General features: G+C 70.8%; 16 protein-coding genes. 7 read left to right on the top strand and 9 right to left on the bottom strand.

The window, feature by feature from the left end:
• Positions 1–84: 84 nt before the first annotated feature.
• The 5 genes from ACLJOK_RS15880 to ACLJOK_RS15860 all read left to right on the top strand — a co-directional run bounded on the left by ACLJOK_RS15880 (position 85) and on the right by ACLJOK_RS15860 (position 6658).
• Entirely contained in the window at positions 85–705 is a 621-nt protein-coding gene (locus ACLJOK_RS15880) for a protein jag (protein WP_410819624.1), read from the top strand.
• Positions 706–859: 154 nt separating this feature from the next.
• Entirely contained in the window at positions 860–1570 is a 711-nt protein-coding gene (gene rsmG, locus ACLJOK_RS15875; protein WP_410821507.1) for a 16S rRNA (guanine(527)-N(7))-methyltransferase RsmG, read from the top strand.
• Between the two features lie 255 nt (positions 1571–1825).
• Positions 1826–3151 carry an AAA family ATPase gene (locus ACLJOK_RS15870; protein WP_410819623.1) on the top strand — a complete coding sequence of 442 codons (1326 nt, stop codon included), beginning with the start codon at positions 1826–1828 and terminating at the stop codon, positions 3149–3151.
• Positions 3152–3178: 27 nt separating this feature from the next.
• Positions 3179–4213 (top strand): ParB/RepB/Spo0J family partition protein, encoded by a 1035-nt coding sequence (locus tag ACLJOK_RS15865; protein WP_410819622.1) that lies wholly within the window; start codon positions 3179–3181, stop codon positions 4211–4213.
• Between the two features lie 1272 nt (positions 4214–5485).
• Positions 5486–6658 (top strand): hypothetical protein, encoded by a 1173-nt coding sequence (locus ACLJOK_RS15860; RefSeq protein ID WP_410819621.1) that lies wholly within the window; start codon positions 5486–5488, stop codon positions 6656–6658.
• A 66-nt stretch (positions 6659–6724) separates the two neighbouring features.
• Here the strand turns inward: ACLJOK_RS15860 and ACLJOK_RS15855 are convergent, their stop codons facing one another.
• Entirely contained in the window at positions 6725–7726 is a 1002-nt protein-coding gene (locus tag ACLJOK_RS15855) for a D-alanine--D-alanine ligase (protein ID WP_410819620.1), read from the bottom strand.
• A 7-nt stretch (positions 7727–7733) separates the two neighbouring features.
• Positions 7734–9047 (bottom strand): PLP-dependent aminotransferase family protein, encoded by a 1314-nt coding sequence (locus ACLJOK_RS15850; protein WP_410819619.1) that lies wholly within the window; start codon positions 9045–9047, stop codon positions 7734–7736.
• Positions 9048–9341: 294 nt separating this feature from the next.
• On the opposite strand from ACLJOK_RS15850, the gene ACLJOK_RS15845 reads away from it, so the two are divergent.
• Entirely contained in the window at positions 9342–10007 is a 666-nt protein-coding gene (locus ACLJOK_RS15845) for a GNAT family N-acetyltransferase (protein WP_091396576.1), read from the top strand.
• A gap of 14 nt (positions 10008–10021) precedes the next feature.
• Here ACLJOK_RS15845 and ACLJOK_RS15840 read toward each other — a convergent pair whose 3' ends face one another.
• From ACLJOK_RS15840 to murJ, 7 genes are all read right to left on the bottom strand, one after another.
• On the bottom strand, positions 10022–11185 hold the full coding sequence (locus ACLJOK_RS15840) for an N-acetylmuramoyl-L-alanine amidase (protein ID WP_410819618.1): 1164 nt from the start codon (positions 11183–11185) through the stop codon (positions 10022–10024).
• 172 nt (positions 11186–11357) lie between these two features.
• On the bottom strand, positions 11358–11681 hold the full coding sequence (gene trxA, locus ACLJOK_RS15835; protein ID WP_030331849.1) for a thioredoxin: 324 nt from the start codon (positions 11679–11681) through the stop codon (positions 11358–11360).
• 31 nt (positions 11682–11712) lie between these two features.
• Complete coding sequence (gene trxB, locus ACLJOK_RS15830; RefSeq protein ID WP_410819617.1) at positions 11713–12663, bottom strand: thioredoxin-disulfide reductase; 951 nt, start codon at positions 12661–12663, stop codon at positions 11713–11715.
• A 183-nt stretch (positions 12664–12846) separates the two neighbouring features.
• On the bottom strand, positions 12847–13854 hold the full coding sequence (locus tag ACLJOK_RS15825; RefSeq protein WP_410819616.1) for a hypothetical protein: 1008 nt from the start codon (positions 13852–13854) through the stop codon (positions 12847–12849).
• Positions 13851–14561, bottom strand: a complete 711-nt coding sequence (sigM, locus tag ACLJOK_RS15820; protein WP_410819615.1) for an RNA polymerase sigma factor SigM — start codon at positions 14559–14561, stop codon at positions 13851–13853. The genes ACLJOK_RS15825 and sigM overlap by 4 nt, the downstream gene beginning before the upstream one ends.
• A gap of 34 nt (positions 14562–14595) precedes the next feature.
• A complete protein-coding gene (locus ACLJOK_RS15815; RefSeq protein WP_410819614.1) occupies positions 14596–16209 on the bottom strand; it encodes a protein kinase family protein in 1614 nt (537 codons plus the stop codon).
• Positions 16210–16654: 445 nt separating this feature from the next.
• Positions 16655–18406: a murein biosynthesis integral membrane protein MurJ gene (gene murJ / locus ACLJOK_RS15810; protein WP_410819613.1), complete on the bottom strand. Its 1752-nt coding sequence runs from the start codon at positions 18404–18406 to the stop codon at positions 16655–16657.
• 126 nt (positions 18407–18532) lie between these two features.
• Here murJ and ACLJOK_RS15805 point away from each other — a divergent pair, with 126 nt between their 5' ends.
• The gene (locus ACLJOK_RS15805) at positions 18533–19993 is read left to right on the top strand and encodes a CCA tRNA nucleotidyltransferase (RefSeq protein ID WP_410819612.1); all 1461 of its coding nucleotides are present in this window, start codon (positions 18533–18535) and stop codon (positions 19991–19993) included.
• Positions 19994–20132: the final 139 nt, after the last annotated feature.

Raw genomic sequence — 20132 nt, 5'->3', positions numbered from 1 at the left:
CCTGTGGGCACCGGCGACCTCCCGCCGGCCCCGGGAAACCAGTCGGACCCGACGGTCCGGCCGAGCGAGTACGGAGATGAGACCGTGACCGAGACCAGCATCCCCCGCGCCGAGCAGTCCCTGGACGAGGAGGAGACCGCCACGCTCGCGGTGGACGGCGACGACACCGAAGCCGATGACACCGAGGCGGACGACGACACCGACACCGCCGCCGCTGGCACACGGGTGAAAAAGGCTGTGGGCGAGGGCGACCTGTTCCGGCAGAGCGAGATCGCCGCCGACTACGTAGAGGGCCTGCTCGACATCCTCGACTACGACGGCGACATCGACGAGCTGGTCGCGGCCGGCCGTCCGATGGTCGAGGTTGTCGGCGAGCGGCTGCAGAATCTGGTCGGTCAGCGCGGTGCCACCCTGGAGGCTCTCCAGGAGCTGACCCGCCTTGCCGTCTTCCGGCAGACCGGTACGCCGAGCCGTCTGCTGCTCGACGTCGGTGGCTACCGGGCGAACCGCCGCAAGGAACTCGCCGCGGTCGCCAAGAACGCCGTCGAGAAGGTCAAGGAGTACGGCGAGCCGGTCCGCCTGGATGCGATGTCCGCGTTCGAGCGCAAGTGCGTGCACGACGTCGTCAACGCCATGTCCGGCGTGGCGAGCGAGTCCGAGGGTGTGGAGCCGAACCGGCGCATCGTCGTACGGCCGGCGGACTGACCGGGTGACCCACGACGACATCACGGCCGACGCCGTGTCCGGCCCGGGCGGCACGCCGCCCGGGCCGTCCGCTGTCCGTCCCGCTCCCGCCGACGCTGACGCCGACGCCGAATCGACCGGGCGTGACACCGCCCCGTCACCGGCCGACGCGGCGTTGCCGCCCGAGCTGGCCCCGGCCGCGCTGACCCTCTTCGGTGACCGTCTCGACCTGGCCGCCGCGTACGCCGAACTGCTGGCCACCGACGGGGTGGTCCGCGGCCTGATCGGCCCCCGGGAGGCACCCCGCATCTGGGATCGGCACCTGCTCAACTGCGCTGCGGTCGCCGAGCGGATTCCGTCCGGCGCGACGGTGCTCGACGTCGGCTCCGGCGCCGGTCTGCCGGGTCTCGTCCTGGCCATCGCCCGCCCCGACCTCACTGTCACCCTGATCGAGCCGCTGGCCCGACGGACCTCGTTCCTGATCGAGGTCGTCGAGCGACTCGGTCTGGCCAAGTCGGTGCGGGTGTTCCGTGGCCGGGCCGACGAGGCAGCCAGCGGGTCGAGCGGCCGGGAGCCGATCAGCGGAGACGTGGTGACCGCGCGCGCGGTCGCGCCCCTGGATCGGCTCGCAGGCTGGAGCCTTCCCCTGGCGGTTCGCGGGGGCCGGCTGCTGGCGCTCAAGGGCTCGTCCGCCGCCGCCGAGATCCAGGAGCACGCCGAGGTGGTCACGCGACTCGGCGGCGGAGAGCCGGCCGTGCAGCTCTGCGGCGTCGGGGTGATCGACCCTCCCACCACGGTCGTGGAGATCGTGCGCGAGCGGATGGTCGGCCCGGCCCGCCCGGCGGCCAAGAAGCGCGCCCGGGGCGGACGCTCCCGCCGAGGCTGACACTTCGCGCCATCGGGCTTCCGGCCGGTGGGTTGCCTCGTTGTACCGGTACGGATGGACGAGGGGATGAGAACCCGACGTGGACCGGCCGCGCCCGTCCGCCGTAGGCTGACCGCGCGTCGATAGTGTGGAGCGGGTGACGGACGTCGCGGGTCTCCGACCGCTCCCGCGGGCCGTACGCTCCGGGTTGCGGGCGAGGATGCGGCAAGTTGACCGGGGCGCGGACCGACCATCCGAAGCGGGCAGGGATGACAGGTGCATGACGACGGCAGGTACGACGATCCACGCGTGACCGGGTCGACCAGCGATCCCGTTTCACGTGAAACCGACTACCCAAGCTGGTCGCCCGGTGCGACCGGGCCATCGACCCGACCTACCGACGGCGATCCGCCGGCAGCGGTCGACCCGCCGTCGGGCGTAGGGCGACCGGAGGGCTCGGCCATTCCGGAGCCGGCGAGTGGTCGTCGAACGCCGGAGGCGTCGAGTCGACCGGTCAACGCCGCCGAGGTGCGGCCGACCTCGGGTCGCCGCAACACCGCCGCGGCGGTTCGCTTCGAGCCGGCCGTCCCACACCAACCCACTGCGGCGGCCGTTCGGGACGCCGTGCCGGTGGTCGCCGACGCGCCGGTCGCTTCGACCGAGTCGTTGGCTGCCGTGGCGGCCGACCCCACGTACGTTTCACGTGAAACCCCGACGCGCGAAGAGGATGACCCACCGTTGGCTATGGAGGCGATGCGCGCCGTGCAGATCCTGAATCCCAGTGGCGAGGTGACCATGCCTCGACCGGACCGGACCCGGGTCATGTGCGTCGCCAACCAGAAGGGCGGCGTGGGTAAGACCACCACCACCGTCAACCTTGCGGTGGCGCTCGCCCTGCACGGCAACCGGGTGCTCGTGGTCGACCTCGACCCGCAGGGCAACGCCTCGACCGGGCTCAACGTCCCGCACCACACCGGCATCCCCGACGTGTACGACTGCCTGATCAACAGCGTGCCGCTGGCCGAGGTGGCACAGGCGGTCGAGGGCATCCCCAACCTCTGGTGCGTACCCGCGACCATCGACCTGGCCGGCGCGGAGATCGAGCTGGTGTCGGTGGTGGCCCGGGAGTCGCGCCTGGACCGGGCGATCGCCGCCTACCCGGGCGAGTTCGACTACGTCTTCATCGACTGCCCGCCCTCGCTCGGCCTGCTCACTGTCAACGCTCTGGTTGCCGCGCAGGAGGTGCTGATCCCGATCCAGTGCGAGTACTACGCGCTGGAAGGGCTCAACCAGCTGATCAACAACATCAACCTGGTACGCCAGCACCTCAACCCGAAGCTCGACGTCTCCACCATCCTGCTGACCATGTACGACCGCCGCACCCGGTTGGCCGACGCCGTCGAGCAGGATGTCCGGAACCACTTCGGCGACAAGGTCCTCCAGGCGGTCATCCCCCGCAACGTCCGGGTCTCCGAGGCACCGAGCTACGGCCAGTCGGTGATGACCTACGATCCCGGTTCGCGGGGTGCCACGAGTTACTTCGAGGCCGCCCAGGAGATCGCCGAGCGGGGCGTCAAGGAGCCGGTGGGCCGGAATGCGTAGTGCGGACGAGTCGCTGGGAGGCGTGGCATGAAGAACCGTCCTCGGGGCGGTCTGGGTAGGGGCCTGGGGGCGCTGATCCCGACCGGGCCGGCGCCGGGTGCCGCTGGCACCGCGACGGCCGAGCCGGAGAACGAGCACCTGGGCGACGGCGGCACCGACGCCGTCGCCGCTGTGCCCGCCGGAGCGCCAGTCCGCGAGCCGGAGCCCGTGCGGAGCCCGGAGCCCGTGCTGAGCCCGGTGCCCGGTGCTCGATTCGCCGAGATCCCGGTCGACGCGATCATGCCCAACCCGAAGCAGCCCCGCCAGGTCTTCGATGAGGAGGCGCTGGAGGAGCTGAAGACCTCGATCCAGGAGGTCGGCTTCCTCCAGCCCATCGTCGTTCGGCAGCTCGACGACGAGAAGTACGAACTGGTGATGGGCGAGCGGCGCTGGCGGGCCGCCCAGGCGGTGGGGCGGGAGAGCATCCCGGCGATCATCCGGGACACCCGCGACGACGCCATGCTCCGCGACGCCCTGCTGGAGAACATCCACCGGGCCAACCTGAACCCTCTGGAAGAAGCCGCCGCCTACCAGCAACTGCTGGAGGAGTTCGGTGCCACCCACGAGGAGCTGGCGCGCCGTATCGGCCGGAGCCGTCCGCAGATCTCCAACACCATCCGACTGCTGAACCTGCCCGCGCAGGTGCAGCGCCGGGTTGCCGCCGGCATCCTCTCGGCGGGGCACGCCCGCGCTCTGCTGAGCCTCGACGAGGCGGAGGCGCAGGAACAGTTGGCCCTGCGGATCGTGGCCGAGGGACTGTCGGTTCGGGCGACCGAGGAGATCGTGGCCTTGGCGCTCAACGACGGGCCGGCGAAGGGCCAGGCCGCGAAACGGCGACCCAAGGCGCACGCGCCGGCCCTGACCGATCTCGCCGATCGGCTGTCCGATCGGTTCGACACCCGCGTGAAGGTGGACATCGGCCGGAGCAAGGGCAAGATCACGATCGAGTTCGCGACGGTGGACGACCTTGAGCGGATCGTCGGGATCATCGGAGTGCAACAGGAGGCGAGCGGGGAGGACTGACCCCCCGCTCGCCCGCGGCCGCGCCACCCACTGGGGGCGCGGCCGTTCTGCGTTCCGGGGCCGTCGCGTTTCACGTGAAACAGCCGGCGGCTCTGACTCAGCGGATCGGTATGCCCTGCGGATCGTCGTTGCCCTCGGCTCACCCAGCCAACCCGGCGCCTGGCCGCAAGCAGGCGTGGCGGGCGGTGTTCGCGGCGATGGGGTGACGGTGGGCGCGGTCATCAGCGACGAGCTCCGGCGTGGCGAGCGGCTAATAGCGGGGGCGGACGCGGTGGCGGCCGACTGGTGGCGGCCGCTGAGGTGAGTGCGGTCGCCGAGCGGATCCTCTACACGGGTCGCAGAAGGCTCGGGAATGGTCCACTCGACCGCAACCACCCCCTGCGTCGATCAAGGCGCCAGCGAGCCGCTGAGTGGCGCGAAACGGCGTCTCCGTGGTCATCCGCAGGCGGGCAGAGGTTCACCCTCGCGGCTAGTCTGGCGGAGCAGCCTCACAACGACCTTGACGGGAGTCCGCCGGGCCGCCGGCGCCGCTGAACCGTCGGACCGCAAGAACTGGGGTGTACGAGCGATAGGCCAGCGGGAGCCCGGCCCCGGGACTGCCGGCTCGCCCTCGCTGCCCGGCCCTGGACCGCCGGACCGACTTCGCTGCCCGGCGCGCCGTTTCACGTGAAACCGAGCCAGCGCCTCGGTGGCCCTGGTCAAAACCACGAGGGTCGGAGCAGCGGTCAAGCGGAGTCGCTCCCCGTCTTCAGACGCTCGACGCCGGTACTGCGAACCGACCTCCCTGTCCTTGGGCGTCCGGGCGCCCGGGCGTCCAGGCCGCAAGGCCCGAGGTCTGTGCTGACACGGTCCGCAAACGGACCCGGGCCGTCACCGCAGACGCGTGCCAAACGGGCCAACGAGCCGCCATCGGCGGCTGGGTACGGCGCCCGGCGGCGGCATGCGGTGCCGATCGGAGAGCCGTCGTCCAATTCCGTCCCCGGTGGCCATCGGTTCCGCTCATTTGCGGTCCGCGGACAACGACCGACCGGCCGAAAAGTTATCCACACCCGTTGTCCACAGGCACCCCCCGTTTCACGTGAAACAGCGCGTGGGAGCGGGTGTGAGCCTGTGGATGACGGCCTGTGTTCAGGATCTCGGCAGCCTGTGGATATCGCCTCTCGGTGCCCGCGCGACCACGCGGACCTGATCGACGGCGGGCACCGATCCGGTGGCCCGGGACCGCTCGAACAGGTAGGGACAGCGGTGCCAGACTCGGTTAGGGTCAGCGTCGTGCACGACAACCCTCCCTCAGTCCCGGACTTCACCCAGTGGCCGTCATTTCCCTTCGAGGGTGACCTCCACGTGAAGCAACTCGATGATCCGGTCCCGGTCGAACCGCCCCGGAAGGGCGAGGGTCTCCGGGAATGCACCGCCTGCAACGCGCCCGACGACGCCTACATCTGGGTGGGCGAGCGGTGGCGGGTCCGCGCCATGGACCGGCCCACCGGCCTGCCCATGGTGCTCATCCTGGAATCGCGCACCCACCTCGACCTCGGTGACCTGCCGAACCTACTGGCCGCCGAGCTGGGGGTGATGACCGTACGTCTGGAGCGGGCCATCCGGTCGCTCGACGGCGTGGCGCGGGTGCACGTCAATCGCTGGGGCGACGGCTCGGCTCATCTGCACATGTGGTTCCTCGCCCGCCCGTACGGCCGCCTTCAGCTGCGGGGCACGTTCCTGTCTCTGTGGGACTCGATCCTGCCGCCGATCTCCGAGGCGCAGTGGCGGGAAAATCTGGCGCTCGTCGCCGCCTGGCTCGCCGAGTTCGGTGGCCGCCCGCTCGCCGAGCCGCCCCGCATCCAATGGCAGGCGCCGTCCAGTCTGCTGGCCCAGTCCGCTGCCGCGGATGCCGCTGCCGCAGCGGAGGCCGCGTCAGCGGCAGCAGCCGGGATGGAGTCGGTCTCGGTCATCGAGGCGGCGGAGGAGATTCCGGAACCAGCGCTCGACTCCACTCCCGATCCGACCGACGCCGACAGCAGGCCCCCGGCCGATCCGGCCGTGGAACCGGATGCCGATGCCGGCTCGACGACCACCGTCACCGACCGGACGGCTGAACCCGCGCGGTCCGGCACGGTCGCCGGTCCGGCGGCTGAACCCCGTGGGACGGCGTCCGCCGCCGATCTGCCCGGCACCCCGAACTCCGCCGCCCGGGACTCCACCGCCACAGCACCCACCGCCGCAGCACCCGGCGGCGCTGCGGCGACGGCCACCGACGGACTCCACGTCAGCCCGGCAAGCGAAAGCGCTGACGAGGCTCCCGCCAACCCGGCCGCGTCCGAGCCGGTCAACGGGGAGGCCGTCAGCAAGGCCATCCCCGAGAGCGGCGTCGGGGGCACCGGCACTCCGGGCCCAGCCGCGCGCGCCAACGGCAGCGACACACCTGAGGTACGCGCGACCCACTGATCTGGCGACCATGAGGTTGACCCCGACAGGCCAACCTCATGGTCGTCCGACGGGTTGACGGGTGGGTCAGTGCTTGGTGAGGCGGGCGGCCGCTCGGGCGACCAGGGCGCCGAGGAGTCGGCCGAAGTCCAGCCCGGCCGCCTGCACGGCGAGCGGAAGCAGTGACGTCTCCGTCATGCCGGGCGAAACGTTGACCTCGAGCACGTGTGGCTGACCGGCCGCGTCCACGATCACGTCGACGCGGGAGAGATCCCGTAGACCGAGCGCGGTGTGCGCGGCGAGGGCAACGTCAGCCACAGTGGCAGCCACCTCCGGGTCCAGCCGGGCCGGGGCGTGCCAGGTGGTCCGCCCCGCGGTGTAGCGGGCGGCGTAGTCGTACACGCCGTTGCGCGGCACGATCTCCACCGGCGGCAGCGCCTGCGGGCCGTCGCCGAGGTCGACGACGGAGACCGCCACATCCATCCCCGGCACGTACCGCTCCACCAGCGCCGTGGAGTAGTACGCGAAGCAGCCGACCATCGCGGCGGGCAGCGCGGCCGCGTCCCGGACCACAGCCCCGCCCAGCCCGGACCCGCCCTGCGCCGGCTTCACCATCAGGGGTACGCCCAGACGGTCCACGATCCGGTCCAGGACGGCGACCGCGCCAAGCTCGGAGAAACGATCGTGCGGGAGCGCCACCCAGTCGGGGGTGGGGATGCCGGCCTCGCGGAGCACCGCCTTGGCCGAGGGCTTGTCCCAGGCGACCCGGGAGGCCCGAGCGTCGCAGCCGACGTACGGGATGTCGCACAGATCCAGCACCCCGCGCAGAGAACCGTCCTCGCCGGTCGCGCCGTGCAGTGCGATCACCACAGCGTCCGGCGGGTCGGCCGCGAGCGCCGGCAGCAGCGCCACGTCCGCGTCTCGCAGCTCGGCCTCCACCCCGACGGCGCGTAGCGCGTCGAGCACCCGACGACCGGAGCGCAGCGACACGTCGCGTTCGTAGGAGAGCCCACCAGCGAGCACCACGACGCGCAGGTCGGCCGAGATGGCGGAATCGGTCACGAGGAGGTGCTCGGCGGTCGTACCCATGCCGGCATCATGCCAAGTCGGGCCCGGGCACGTCGGAGCCGGCCCGGCCGCGTCGGCCGGCGGCGCCACCCACGGCACCGAAGACCCGGCGCATCGCGATCTCCTGCTCCATCACACCGGCCAGCCGGCGGACACCCTCGCGGATCCGCTCCGGCGGCGGGAAGCTGAAGTTGAGCCGCATGGCGTCGGTGCCGGTGCCGTCGGCGTAGAAGCCGGTGCCGGGAACGTAGGCCACTCGGGCGGCGACCGCTCGCGGCATCATGGCCTTCGAGTCGAGCCCCTCGGGCAGGCTGGCCCACACGAAGAGACCGCCGGCCGGTGTGGTCCAGCTGGTGCCCTCGGGCATCAGGTCCGCCATCGCGTCGAGCAGAGCGTCCCGGCGTTCCCGGTAGACCTCGCGATAGACCTTGAGCTGCTGCCGCCAGGGCATCGTGCTCAGATAGGTGGCCACCGCGGCCTGGGCGAAACCGCTGGGGCAGAGGATCTGCGCCTCGCTGGCGATGACCAGTTTGTCGCGGACCGCGTGCGGCGCCAGGATCCAGCCGACCCGCAGCCCGGGGGCGAAGGTCTTGGAGAACGTGCCGAGGTAGAAGACGCCGTCGCGGCGGCGGGCCCGCAGGGGAGCCGGGGCCTCACCCTCGAACCCCAGCTGGCCGTACGGGTCGTCCTCGACGACGAGCAGGCCGGCGCGCTCGCAGATGTCGAGCACCCGTTCCCGGCGCTCCTCGCTGAGCGTCACGCCGGTCGGGTTCTGGTAGGTGGGGATCGTGTAGAGGAACTTGACCCGCCGGCCCGCGCGGGCCAGGTCGGCGATGGCGGTCTCCAGTGCCTCCGGGATCAGTCCGTCCGCATCCATCGGTACGTGGACGACCTGCGCCTGGGCGGCCTGAAACACGCCGAGCGCACCGACGTACGTCGGCCCCTCGGCGAGCACTACGTCTCCCGGGTCGAGGAAGAGCCGGGCCACGAGGTCCAGTGCCTGCTGCCCGCCCACGGTGACCACGACGTCCTCCGGGGAGGCCCCGCACGCGGCGTCGATCCCGGAGAGCGACATGACCTCGCAGATCCGCTCGCGCAGCTCGAGGGTGCCCTGACCGATGCCGTACTGGAGGGTGGTCACGCCGTGCTCGGAGCCGAGCCGGCCGAGCATCTCGCCGACCGCGTCCAGCGGAAGGGCTGCGATGTACGGTGCGCCACCGGCGAGCGAGACGACCTCCGGACGACTGGCCACCGCGAACAAAGCTCGGATCTCGGAGGCGGTCATCCCGCGTACCCGCCGGGCGTACCGGTCGGTGTAGTCGTCGAGTGTCGTGCCGGTCATGACCTCACCTCGATCACTGCTCGAGTGGCTCCCGCCCCGGGTACCCCGCACACCGCTGACCATGGCGGCGGACACACCGATTGTCGATCCTAGTCCGCCAGAGTCGTGCTGCCGCCGTGCCGAGGCAGATCGACCACATGGCGGACCGTCCTCGGCGTCCCCCGCTGAGGTGGGCATCTGCGCGTCCCCTCCCGTATCGCCGATCGGCGGCGTACGATCGCTCGTCGGGGCAGGAAGGCGGCGCTGTCGTTCCATGCCGCTCTCACCACCGAGCCTATTGTGGGGATGCGCCATATGTCGCGACGTCTGGTCAGCCTGACCCTCGACACGTTGGAAGACCTCCCGCGCCCGTGCCGGCAGTGCGTCTACTGGGAGCTGGATCCGGTCTCCGCGGACCGGGCCTGCGCCGCTGGCGATCCGGGCCTGGAGAAGGAGGCATGGGTCTCCCAGACGCTGCTGGAGTGGGGCTCCTGCGGCAAACTCGCGTACGTCGACGGCATGCCGGCCGGCTTCGTGATGTACGCCCCGCCCGCCTACGTGCCCCGTTCGATGGCGTTCCCGACCTCACCGGTCTCGGCGGACGCGGCACTGTTGATGACCGCCAACGTGGTCGCCGCGTTCTCCGGCGGCGGGTTGGGCCGGATGCTGGTGCAGGGTGTCGCCCGGGATCTGACCAAGCGTGGGATCAAGGCCATCGAGGCGTTCGGCGACGCCAAGTTCGGCGACGCGGACGACCCCGCCGGCGGTTGCGTGGCCCCGGTCGACTTCTTCCTCTCAGTGGGCTTCAAGACCGTGCGTCCGCATCCGCGCTTCCCTCGGTTGCGCCTTGAGCTGCGTACGGCACTGAGCTGGAAGTCCGACGTCGAGTACGCGCTGGAGAAGCTGCTGGGTTCGATGAGCCCGGAGACCCTGCTCCGGCCGGTCCGTCCGGCTCCGGCCACCCGCTCCACCAACGGCTGAATCCCGGCGGCGAATCAGTCCACCACGGTGCCGGCGGTCACCACGGCACGCAGTTCGCTGACATCGAGCGATCCCGTCGGGACGTCTCGTTCGATCGGGTAGTACATCCGCTGCACCGCGGCCACGATCGCCTCCACCACCCGGTCCCGGAACCGGGGGTCGACAAGGTGGGCGCGGTCCGTCGGCGAGGTGAGATAGCCGACCTCGACCCGGACGGCGGGCATCCGTGTCAGTCGCAGCAACTCCCACGTCTTGGCGTGGGTACGGCAGTCGCGAAGCCCGGTGCGGGCGACGATCTCCCGCTGTACCAGCCCGGCCAGGCGTTCACCGGTCGCCGAGGTCACCCCGTTGTCGGTGCCGTAGTGGTAGGTCGCGACGCCCTCCGCATCGGGGTTGGCGTGGCCGTCCAGGTGCAGCGAGATGAACACGTCGGCGCCGAGCGAGTTGGCGAGCAGGGCCCGGTCAGCGTCCGGCAGGCAACTGTCGGGCGACGGGCCCCGGGTGAGCTGCACTCGCACCCCGGAGGCGGCAAGCCGCCCCTCCAGTCGGCTGGCCAGGTCGTGCATCAGGTCCGCCTCGGTCCAGCGCAGCGAGCCGTCGGGCACCACCATCCCGGGATCGGTGCCGCCGTGGCCCGGGTCGATGACGACCGTCTTGCCGACCAGCGCCGGCCCGGACTGCCGGATCGCGTCGGACTCGCGGAGCCACTGTGGGCGGCCGCCGACCACCTTGCGGCCGATCCGGCGGAGCGCGTTCATGGTGTGTGGGCCGCAGGAGCCGTCCGGGGTGAGCCCGACTTCACGTTGGAACTGGGCCACCGCCCGCGACGTCCGGACACCGTAGATGGCGTCCGCGCGGCCGACGTCGTACCCCATCTCCAGCAGTCGCTCCTGTAGCGACCGGACGTCCTCGCCGGTGAGCGGCTCAGGGACCGCGTGGTAGAGGGTGCGGGCGCCGAGCCGCCAACGGGCGGCGTCCAGGGCACGCCAGGTCTCCGCGCCGACCCGGCCGTCCACACTGAGCCCCCGCGACTGCTGGAACGCGCGGACCGCTCGCTCGGTGTCGAGGTCGAACTCGTCGGTCTGCGGGCCGGCGGCGGCCAGAAGTTCGAGGCCGGTCAGGATGGTACGGATCTCCGTGACCGCGGGTCCCCGGTCACCGGGTCGGATCGGACGCACGCACGACCCCCTCTGCACGACGCTGGCTGGCCGGGCGGCCCAGGCTTGAGGCTATGCGTTCCGGGGCGGCGAGGTGGCTGGGGCCGAGAAATACGTCGGCGGTACGGCCGGGAAGACACCGAACCCCGCACCCGGCGAGCGGGTACGGGGTTTCGGTTGATGTTATTGCTGGTCAGAGGGCCGATTCGATGAGCCGGACCAGCTCGCCCTTCGGCTTGGCACCGGCAATCGACTGCACCGGCTGGCCGTTCTTGAAGACGGTGAGCGTCGGCACCGACATCACCCGGTAGGCCCGGGCGGTCTCCGGGTTCTCGTCGATGTTGAGCTTGACGATGGTGACCTGGTCACCCATCTCCCGGGCGATCTCCTCGAGCAGCGGCGACACCTTGCGGCACGGCCCGCACCACTCCGCCCAGAAGTCCACCAGCACCGGCTTGTCGGCCTGCAGCACGTCAGCGACGAAGCTCTTGTCGGTGACCGCCTTGGTTGTTCCCACTATGCCCCTCCTCCGGGATGTGTTACTTGTTTCAGCTGAGCGTCGCGATGAACCGCTCGGCGTCGAGCGCTGCGGCACAACCGGTGCCGGCCGCGGTGATCGCCTGGCGGTAGGTGTGGTCGACCACGTCGCCGGCGGCGAAGACACCGGGCACGTTGGTGCTGGTGCTTGGGGCGTGGACCTTCACATAGCCCTCGTCGTCCAGCTCGACCTGACCCTGGAACAGCTCGCTGCGAGGGTCGTGACCGATGGCGACGAAGACGCCGGTCACGTCCATCACCTTGGTCTCGCCGGTGTGCACGTTACGGATGCGTACGCCGGTGACCTTGCCGTCCTCGCCGAGGATCTCCTCGACGGTGCTGTTCCACTCGACCTTGATCTTCTCGTTGCTCAGCGCCCGGTCGGCCATGATCTTGCTGGCCCGGAACGAGTCGCGGCGGTGGATGATGGTCACCGACTCCGCGAAGCGGGTGAGGAAGGTGGCCTCCTCCATCGCCGAGTCGCCGCCGCCGACGACCACGATCTGCTGGTTGCGGAAGAAGAAGCCGTCACAGGTGGCACACGCGGAGACGCCGTGGCCCAGGTATTCCTGCTCACCGGGCACACCCAGCGGACGCCAGGCCGAACCGGTGGAGAGGATGATGGATCGCGCCCGGTAGGCGGTCTCGCCAACCCAGACGGTGCTCACCGCGCCGGAGCCGGCGTCACCGGTGTCCACCAGCTCGACCCGCGTCACGTCGTCGGTGAGGAACTCGGCGCCGAACCGCTCGGCCTGCTTGCGCATGTTGTCCATCAGCTCGGGGCCGAGGATGCCGTCGGCGAAGCCGGGGAAGTTTTCCACCTCGGTCGTGGTCATCAGCGCGCCACCGGACTGCACGCCCTCAATGATCAGCGGCTTCAGGTTGGCACGTGCGGCGTAGACCGCCGCTGTGTAGCCGGCCGGCCCGGAGCCGATGATGATCAGGTTGCGGACCTCGTCCACTGCCGTCTCCCGAGTTGTGTGTGTTCGGCGTCGGCGCGAGCACCGATGCTGATCCGAGTCGCCGACGCCTGGGTGGGGCCGGCAGCTGACTTCCAGAACGTCATCGTACGAACCGGGGATTCCCGAGCCGGGCATCCGGTGGGTCAGGTCACGTGGGGGGTCATCGTGCCATTGACCGTGGATTCACCCTACCCGCGACGAATACCAGCTGTCCGAGCCGGACCCAGGCACTCCGCACTCCGGACCACTAACCCAGGCCCACCGCGCTCCGGTTGCGTCGGTGAAGTGGATGACCAGCGCCTGATCGCCCTGGAACCGCGCGTAGTCGATCACCTCGACCACCAGTGGGGCCGACCCGTGTTCCGCAGCGACGCTGGCCAGACAGCTGGTCAGCGCGGCCTCGTCGGTCAGCCGGGCCAGCTGGTCCGACCCGTCGGGAGAGGGACGGCGTCCGCCCTCGGCATCCATCTCCGGCTGCATAGGGGAATCGCCGGTCGCCCGGCTGGCAGCCGGCGTGCTCGCCGCGGCCGCGGTGTAGGCGTTGCCGAGGGTCTGCGGGGTGTAGTTCGTACCACTGCGCAGCGCCGGCCCGGTGGTGCGGGCCGTCCCGGCCCCCGCGGCTTCTTCCGGCGCGCTGGCCGGCTGATTCATGGCGTTGGTCGCACCGGAGTCGTCCGACGCCCGCATCGAGAGCTGGTTGAGGCCCAGTGCGACGGCGATGACGGCGATCGCGGCGGCGGCCACGGGTGCGCCCCGGCGGGCCCAGCCGCGCTGGCGGCGGCCCGGACCGGTGGATGCCCGGCCCTCCGACCCGCCGCGCGTGGGGACGGGCGGCCGGCGGCCGGCCCCGCCCTGCGCCGGTACGACCGACGGTGTCGCCGCGTCGCCGTCCCGATCGACGCCGGGCGCCTCCTCGGTCGAGGTGTCGTTCGTCGGCTCCGCGGCGGCCAGCGCGGCCAGGAGGCGGTCGGTGATTGCCGACGGCATCTCCGGGGTCGGCTCGGCCCAGCGCGTCAGGGCCGCCCGGACCTCGGTCACGGCGGGGGCCAGCAGCGCGTACGCCTCGGCCCAGGACGGGTCAGCGGAGACCAGTTGGGCGACCTCGTCCTGCTGCGGGGTGCCGTCCAGCGCCCCGCCGAGGTAGTCAGCGAGGAGGTCGGCGTCGACCTCCCCGAACCCCTCGGTCGTCACGTGTCCTCCTGGTTGGCGTCCCGCCGGTATCGACCTGACCCCGATCCGACGCCCTCCACCGGGCCGGGGTTCCCCGACGTGACGCCGGGCACGCCAGTGATCGGGGCGGCGGGGTCCGGTCGGGCCGAAGGCGTCGCGACGGCGGCGGGGCGGAGATGCCCCAGCAGCACGGCCAGCCGCGCCCGGCCCCGGGCACACCGGCTCTTCACAGTCCCCTCGGCGACGCCGAGGATGCGGGCGACCTCGGCGACCGGATAGCCCTGTACGTCGACCAGCACCAGCGCGGCGCGTTGCTCAAGGGGCAGCGCGGCGAGCGCCTCGCGGACCACCAGCACGGTGTCGTGGTCCGTCACCGGTGCCGCCGGCTCGAGCCCGCCGGTGCCGTCGTCGGCCCGGTTGCCGTCCGGCAGCGGCACTGTGGGATGCGCCTGCCGGCGTCGAATCCGGTCCAGGCAGGCGTTGACCACGATCCGGTGCAGCCAGGTGGTGACGGCGGAGTCGCCGCGGAAGCGGGCCGCCGCCCGATGCGCCGACAGCAGGGCGTCCTGGAGTGCGTCGGCTGCCTCCTCGCGGTCGCCGAGCGTCCGCAGGGCCACCGCCCACAACCGGTCGCGGTGCCGGTGGAACAGTTCGGCGAAGGCGTCCCGGTCTCCGGCGACGTGCGCGCGCAGCAACTCCAGGTCACTTGCGGCGGCGCGCCCGTCCATCACCGCGTGCGGTGCCCGGATCGTGGTGCCCGGCTCACGATCCCTGGACCGTAATCTCCTGCACCCCCAGCTTGAACTTGGATGCACTCTCGGCCGGAGCCAACTCGGTGATCCAGAACAGCAGGTACTGGTATTTCTGGTCGGCGTCGAAGCCGTTGAACGTCATTGTGGTGCCGTCGTGGTCCTCGAACGGCTGGCCGATGGCGGTCTTGTAGCTCGCGACCAACTGCTTGTCACCGTTGGAGGTGGACGGCGGGTTGGTCGTGCCGGCGAACAGTTGGGCGGACGCGCCGGTGGCCGACAGCGCCGCCTGCACCGACTTGACGGTATGCGGCTCGCCGAGGTCGATCCAGACGCCCATGCCCTTCTTCAGGTTGCCGAAGTTGGGCTTGTTGTCGTAGGTCTCGGTCTCCCAGGCCTTGTCCTCGTCACCGTCGATGACCTTATCGGCGCCGTCGAGTTCACTGCGATTGCTGCTGTCCGGGTCGATGATCCGGACGTTCTTCACTGTCAGCTTGCGGGCCGTCACGGCGGCCGGGGTGGCATCGCCGGCCGGGGCACTGGAGGTCGGCGCGGCGGCCGGGGTGGGCTGCGAGTCCTTGTCGTCGCCGCCCAGCGCGATGATTCCGATCAGCAGACCGACAAGGGCGACGGCCAGCAGACCAGCGATGCCGACGGCGACCTTGCGGCCCCCGGCAGCGGCCAGCGGCGACGGCTCTTCCCCTGTTTCGGCGGCGAACCGCAGCGGCCCGCTGTTGTCGAGGTAGTGGTCGTCCTCGGCCGGCACGTCCAGTCGCGCCAACTCGGCGGCGAGCACGTCGGAGGACGGCGGCGCGATTTCGGCGTCGAGCAGGTCCATGGTCAGGTCGTCCAGGTACGCCGGAACGCCCGCCCGAACCTGGCGGGGTGCCGCGATGGCACCCCCGGCGTCCCGAACAGCGTCCGGGATGGCGGCGCGGCCGTGGCCGGCGGTGGCGCCGTGCAGTGGCGCCTCGGCGTGCGGCCAGGAACCGGTCAGCGCGAAGTAGAGGACACCGCCGACCGCCCGGATGTCGTTCTCCTGGCTGTCGGCGCCGTCGGTGCGGGCGTCGGCCAGGACCACTCGGCCCTCATCGCTGATCATGACGGTGCCAGGGTGGACGTTGCCGTGCACCATGCCGGTGGCGTGCACCGCGGCGAGCGCACTCGCGACGGCGTTGCCGATGGCGGTGGCCCGAGCCGGGTCCAGGGGGCCGTCGGTCGCCAGGTCCCGCAGGGACTGCCCGTCGACCCACTCGCGCACCACGTACGCCCGGTCGGCCTCGTCGATAGCGTCGTAGACGCCGACCAGGTTGGGGTGGATGACCCGGCTGGCCGCGACGGCGGCCTGAAGCATCTCGGTGGCGGAGTCGCCACCCGGGTAACGCAGCACCACGGCAACGGGACGGCGCAGGATGACGTCGACCCCGCGCCAGACCAGCCGACCCGCGCTGTCGTTGTTGATGTGCTCAACCAGCTCGTACCGCTCGGCGAGGACTTCACCGGCCGTGGGAGCACCGAAGGTCATAACCGGAGGAGCGCTTTCGTCCGCCTCCTGACCCTCGCCGACCTGGGTCACCCGTCCTCCCTCGGTGATCGTGTCGATCGATGAACCCGAACTGCTGGGCATGTGGCTTCCCGCTCTGCCGTTGAAGGAACCGGCCGACCGGTGTCGACGCCCAGCGTCGGCCCCTGCCGTACCCGTCGAGAGCGACCTTACCCGGGTTGCCCGTCACTCCGACATGTCATCTTCCCGCCGTACCTGGCGGGGTTCCGGCAGTCGAAGAGCTCGTCCGGTTACGACCGTTGTCAGCCACGTTGCTGGCACATGTACTAGCTAATCTACGGCTTCACCGCAAGTGACCGACGCCGGGGCTGGGCTGGCGTGGCGCTCGCGCTGCCTCGTACGTTCCCACCGATTGGGTTGCCACCCTCAGCCGTACGGTTGGTTATCCACAGGCTGAAGCGGTGGTTGACCGGCGAATCGCGGAGTTATCCACAGGTACATCCCCAGCCTGGTGATCCGTAGTCACGTTCTGTATGAATACCAACTTGTTGTAATCAGATGCTGGCGCTCAGCGACCGAGGCGACGGCGAACCATCCCGACCACCTCGGTGATCTCGCCGATCTTCAGCAGCATGGCCAGACCCAGGTAGGTCCCACCGATCACCACGCCACCGATCACCAACTGGAAGATCGCCTCCAGGCGGCTCGGGGTGTCGTCGCCCGGTAGCAGCTTCACCACCAGAAGGCCGACCGCTGCCGAACCCAGCGCCGCGACGGCCACCCTGCCGCCGGTCCGCATGATCTCGCCGAGGCCGATGCGACCGACGCGGGGACGGAGCAGCCAGGCGGACGCGATTGCTGCCGCCAGGTAGGAGACCGCGTTGCCGATCATCATTCCGGCGCCGGCGAAGCTCGCCGAGAAGGCCACGAAGAGCACGATCTGCACACCGACCCGCAGTGCCACCACTGGAATGTTGATCAGCGCGGGAGTGCGGGTGTCCGGTAGCGCGTAGAAGGCAAAGGTGAAGAGCTGGCTCACCGCGAACGGGACCAGCGCCAGCGCGGCGGCGAGCAACACGACGGAGGTGGCTGTGGCGTTCTCCTCGTTGAACGCGCCGAAGCGGAACAGAGTGAACGCGATCGGGGTGGCAAGGACGGCATAGCAGACAGCGATCGGGGCGAGCACCGCCGTGACCGTGCGGGTGCCCCGCGACAGGTCGGCGGCGACGTCGGCGTACCGGCCGTCGGCGGCGGCCGCACTCATCCGGGGCATGAGTGCCGTGATGATCGAGACAGCGATGATGCCGTGCGCGGTCATCAGCAGCAGGAAGACGTTGTTGTAGATCAGTGGGCCGGCAGCGTTCTCCTTGCCGGCCCGGTTCAACAGATTGAACAGCACGATCAGGCCGACCTGGCTCACCGCGACGTAGCAGATCATCCACGCGCCGAGCCGGCCCAGCTCGCGCAGCCCGAGCGCGCGGAAGTCGAAGCGCAGCTTCCAGCGGAAGCCGACCCTGCGCAGCGCCGGCAGCAGGCCCATCGCCTGGATGGCGACACCGAGCAGGGTGCCACCGCCGATCAGCAGGATCCGCCCGGTGGTCATGTCCGCCGGCCGGACGATCTCCGCGCCGAATATGGCGATGTAGAGGCCGGCGGTGCCGATCACCACGAGGTTGTTCAGGATCGGCGCCCACATCGGGGCGGCGAAGTGCCCCCTGGTGTTGAGCACGGCGCTGATCAGCGCGCTCAGCCCCGAGAAGAAGATCATCGGCAGCATCAGCCGGGCCAACGGGGTGACCAGCTTCGAGTACTCGTCGGTCGACTCGCCGCTGCCGTACAGCCAGGTCAGCGCCGAGGCGGACGCGACCGCGAGCAGCGCTGCCACGCCGAGGGCAAGAATCGCCAGGGTCAACAGCCGTTGGGCGTACGCCTGGCCGCCGTCGGTGTCGACCTTGCGGCGGCGCACCAGCACCGGGATCAACACGCTGGTGAGCACGCCGCCGAGCAGGAACTCGTAGACCATGCCGGGCAGGATCTGCGCTGTGGTGTACGCGTCACCGACCAGCGCGCCGCCGAGCGCCGCCGCGATCACCAGGTTGCGCAGGAAGCCGGTACCCCGGCTGACCAGGCTGCCGATCGCCATGACAGCGCTGTTGGCCGCCGCGCTCGCTTCGCCCACCTGCTCCTGCGGCGGCGCTGTCGACTCCATGGCCGGCTGGTTCAGCGGCTCGGCGGAGATGAAGGTGGCGCCGTCCCCGGGACGGATGCCAGGGCCGCCATCGTTCGCGGCGTTGGCGCTGCGGTAGAGCCCGCCGCTCATCTCCAGCCTCCCAGGGGTACGTCGAGTCGGACAGCGACCCGCACGCCACAGACCATAGTCACCCCTCACCCGTTACCCGCGCCCGGCGGATCGGATCACACCCCGGCCCGATAAGCTGGCGATCCCATGTCCGAAGCCTCCGCACCTCACGCCGCCGACCGCCGCGAACTCACCGCCGCGCAGCGCAACGCCGTCGCCGAACTGCTCCGGGTGTCCCCGGTCGCCGACGAGTTGGGCCGTCGCTTCGTCCGCGCCGGTCACGAGTTGCACCTGGTGGGCGGTTCGGTGCGGGATGCCCTGCTCGGTCGACTCGGGGACGACCTCGACTTCTGCACCGACGCGCACCCCGACGAGACCCTGCGGATCATCAAGGGCTGGGCCGAGTCGATCTGGGAGACCGGTCGGGAGTTCGGCACCATCGGCGCTCAGCGCGACGGCCTCCGGCTGGAGATCACCACCTTCCGCGCGGAGTCGTACGACCAGGTCAGCCGCAACCCGGTGGTGGTGTACGGCACCAGCCTCGACGAGGACCTGAAGCGGCGCGACTTCACGATCAACGCGATGGCGGTCAGCCTGCCGGACCACGTGTTCACCGACCCGCACGGCGGGCTGGACGATCTCTCGGCCAAGGTGATCCGTACCCCGAGCACGCCCGGCGAGTCGTTCGGTGACGACCCCCTGCGGATGTTGCGGGCCGCCCGGTTCGCTGCGCAGCTCCGTTTCGCCGTGCACCCGGACGTGCACCTCGCGATGACCGAGATGGCCGCGGACCTGGACCGGATCACCGCCGAGCGGATCCGCGACGAGTTCACCAAGCTGCTCTGCGGCGCCGACCCGATCACCGGGCTGCGGCTGCTGGTCGACACCGGGCTGGCCGAGCGGTTCCTGCCGGAGCTGACCGGGCTGAAGCTGGAGATCGACGAGCACGCCCAGCACAAGGACGTGTACGAGCACACGTTGACGGTCGTCGAGAACGCGGTCTCCTACGAGGAGGAGGGCTGCGACTTCATCCTGCGGATGGCCGCCCTCCTGCACGACGCGGGCAAGCCGGCGACGAAGGCGGTCGGGTCCGATGGCCGGGTCAGCTTCCACCACCACGAGGTGGTCGGCGCCCGGCTGACCAAGGCCCGGATGAAGGCGATGCGGTACCCGAAGGAGGTCACCGCGAAGGTGACCGCGCTGGTCGCGCTGCACCTGCGCTTCTACGGGTACGGGCGGGGCGAGTGGACCGACTCGGCGGTGCGCCGCTACGTCGCCGACGCCGGTGACCTGCTGCCCCGCCTGCACAAGCTGACCCGCTCCGACTGCACGACCCGCAACCGGCGCAAGGCCGCCCAGCTCGCGGCGGACTACGACGCGCTGGAGGATCGGATCGCCCGGATCGCCGCCGAGGAGGACCTGGCGCGGGTCCGACCCGACCTGGACGGCAACGCGATCATGGAACTGCTCGGCGTACCGCCAGGGCCGGTGGTCGGGCGGGCGTGGAAGCACCTCAAGGAGCAGCGCCTCGAACACGGCCCGCTGGACCGCGACGCCGCGGAGGCGGAGCTGCTGCGCTGGGCCCGCGCCGAGGGTCTCATCGGTTAGTCCGCCGGCCCGGCTCGGGTCGATCGACTCGGGGTACGCCTTGGCGTCGCACCAGCTATCGGTAACTCACGGTAATTTCCCCAGGTCATTCCGGGCATTACCTTACCGGCTGGAACCTTCTCTTGACAGTGAGTCGCCT

The organism is Micromonospora sp. 050-3, from assembly GCF_046549335.1.
Taxonomy (GTDB): Bacteria; Actinomycetota; Actinomycetes; order Mycobacteriales; family Micromonosporaceae; genus Micromonospora; species Micromonospora trifolii.
This window is presented reverse-complemented; position numbering and strand designations above follow the sequence as displayed.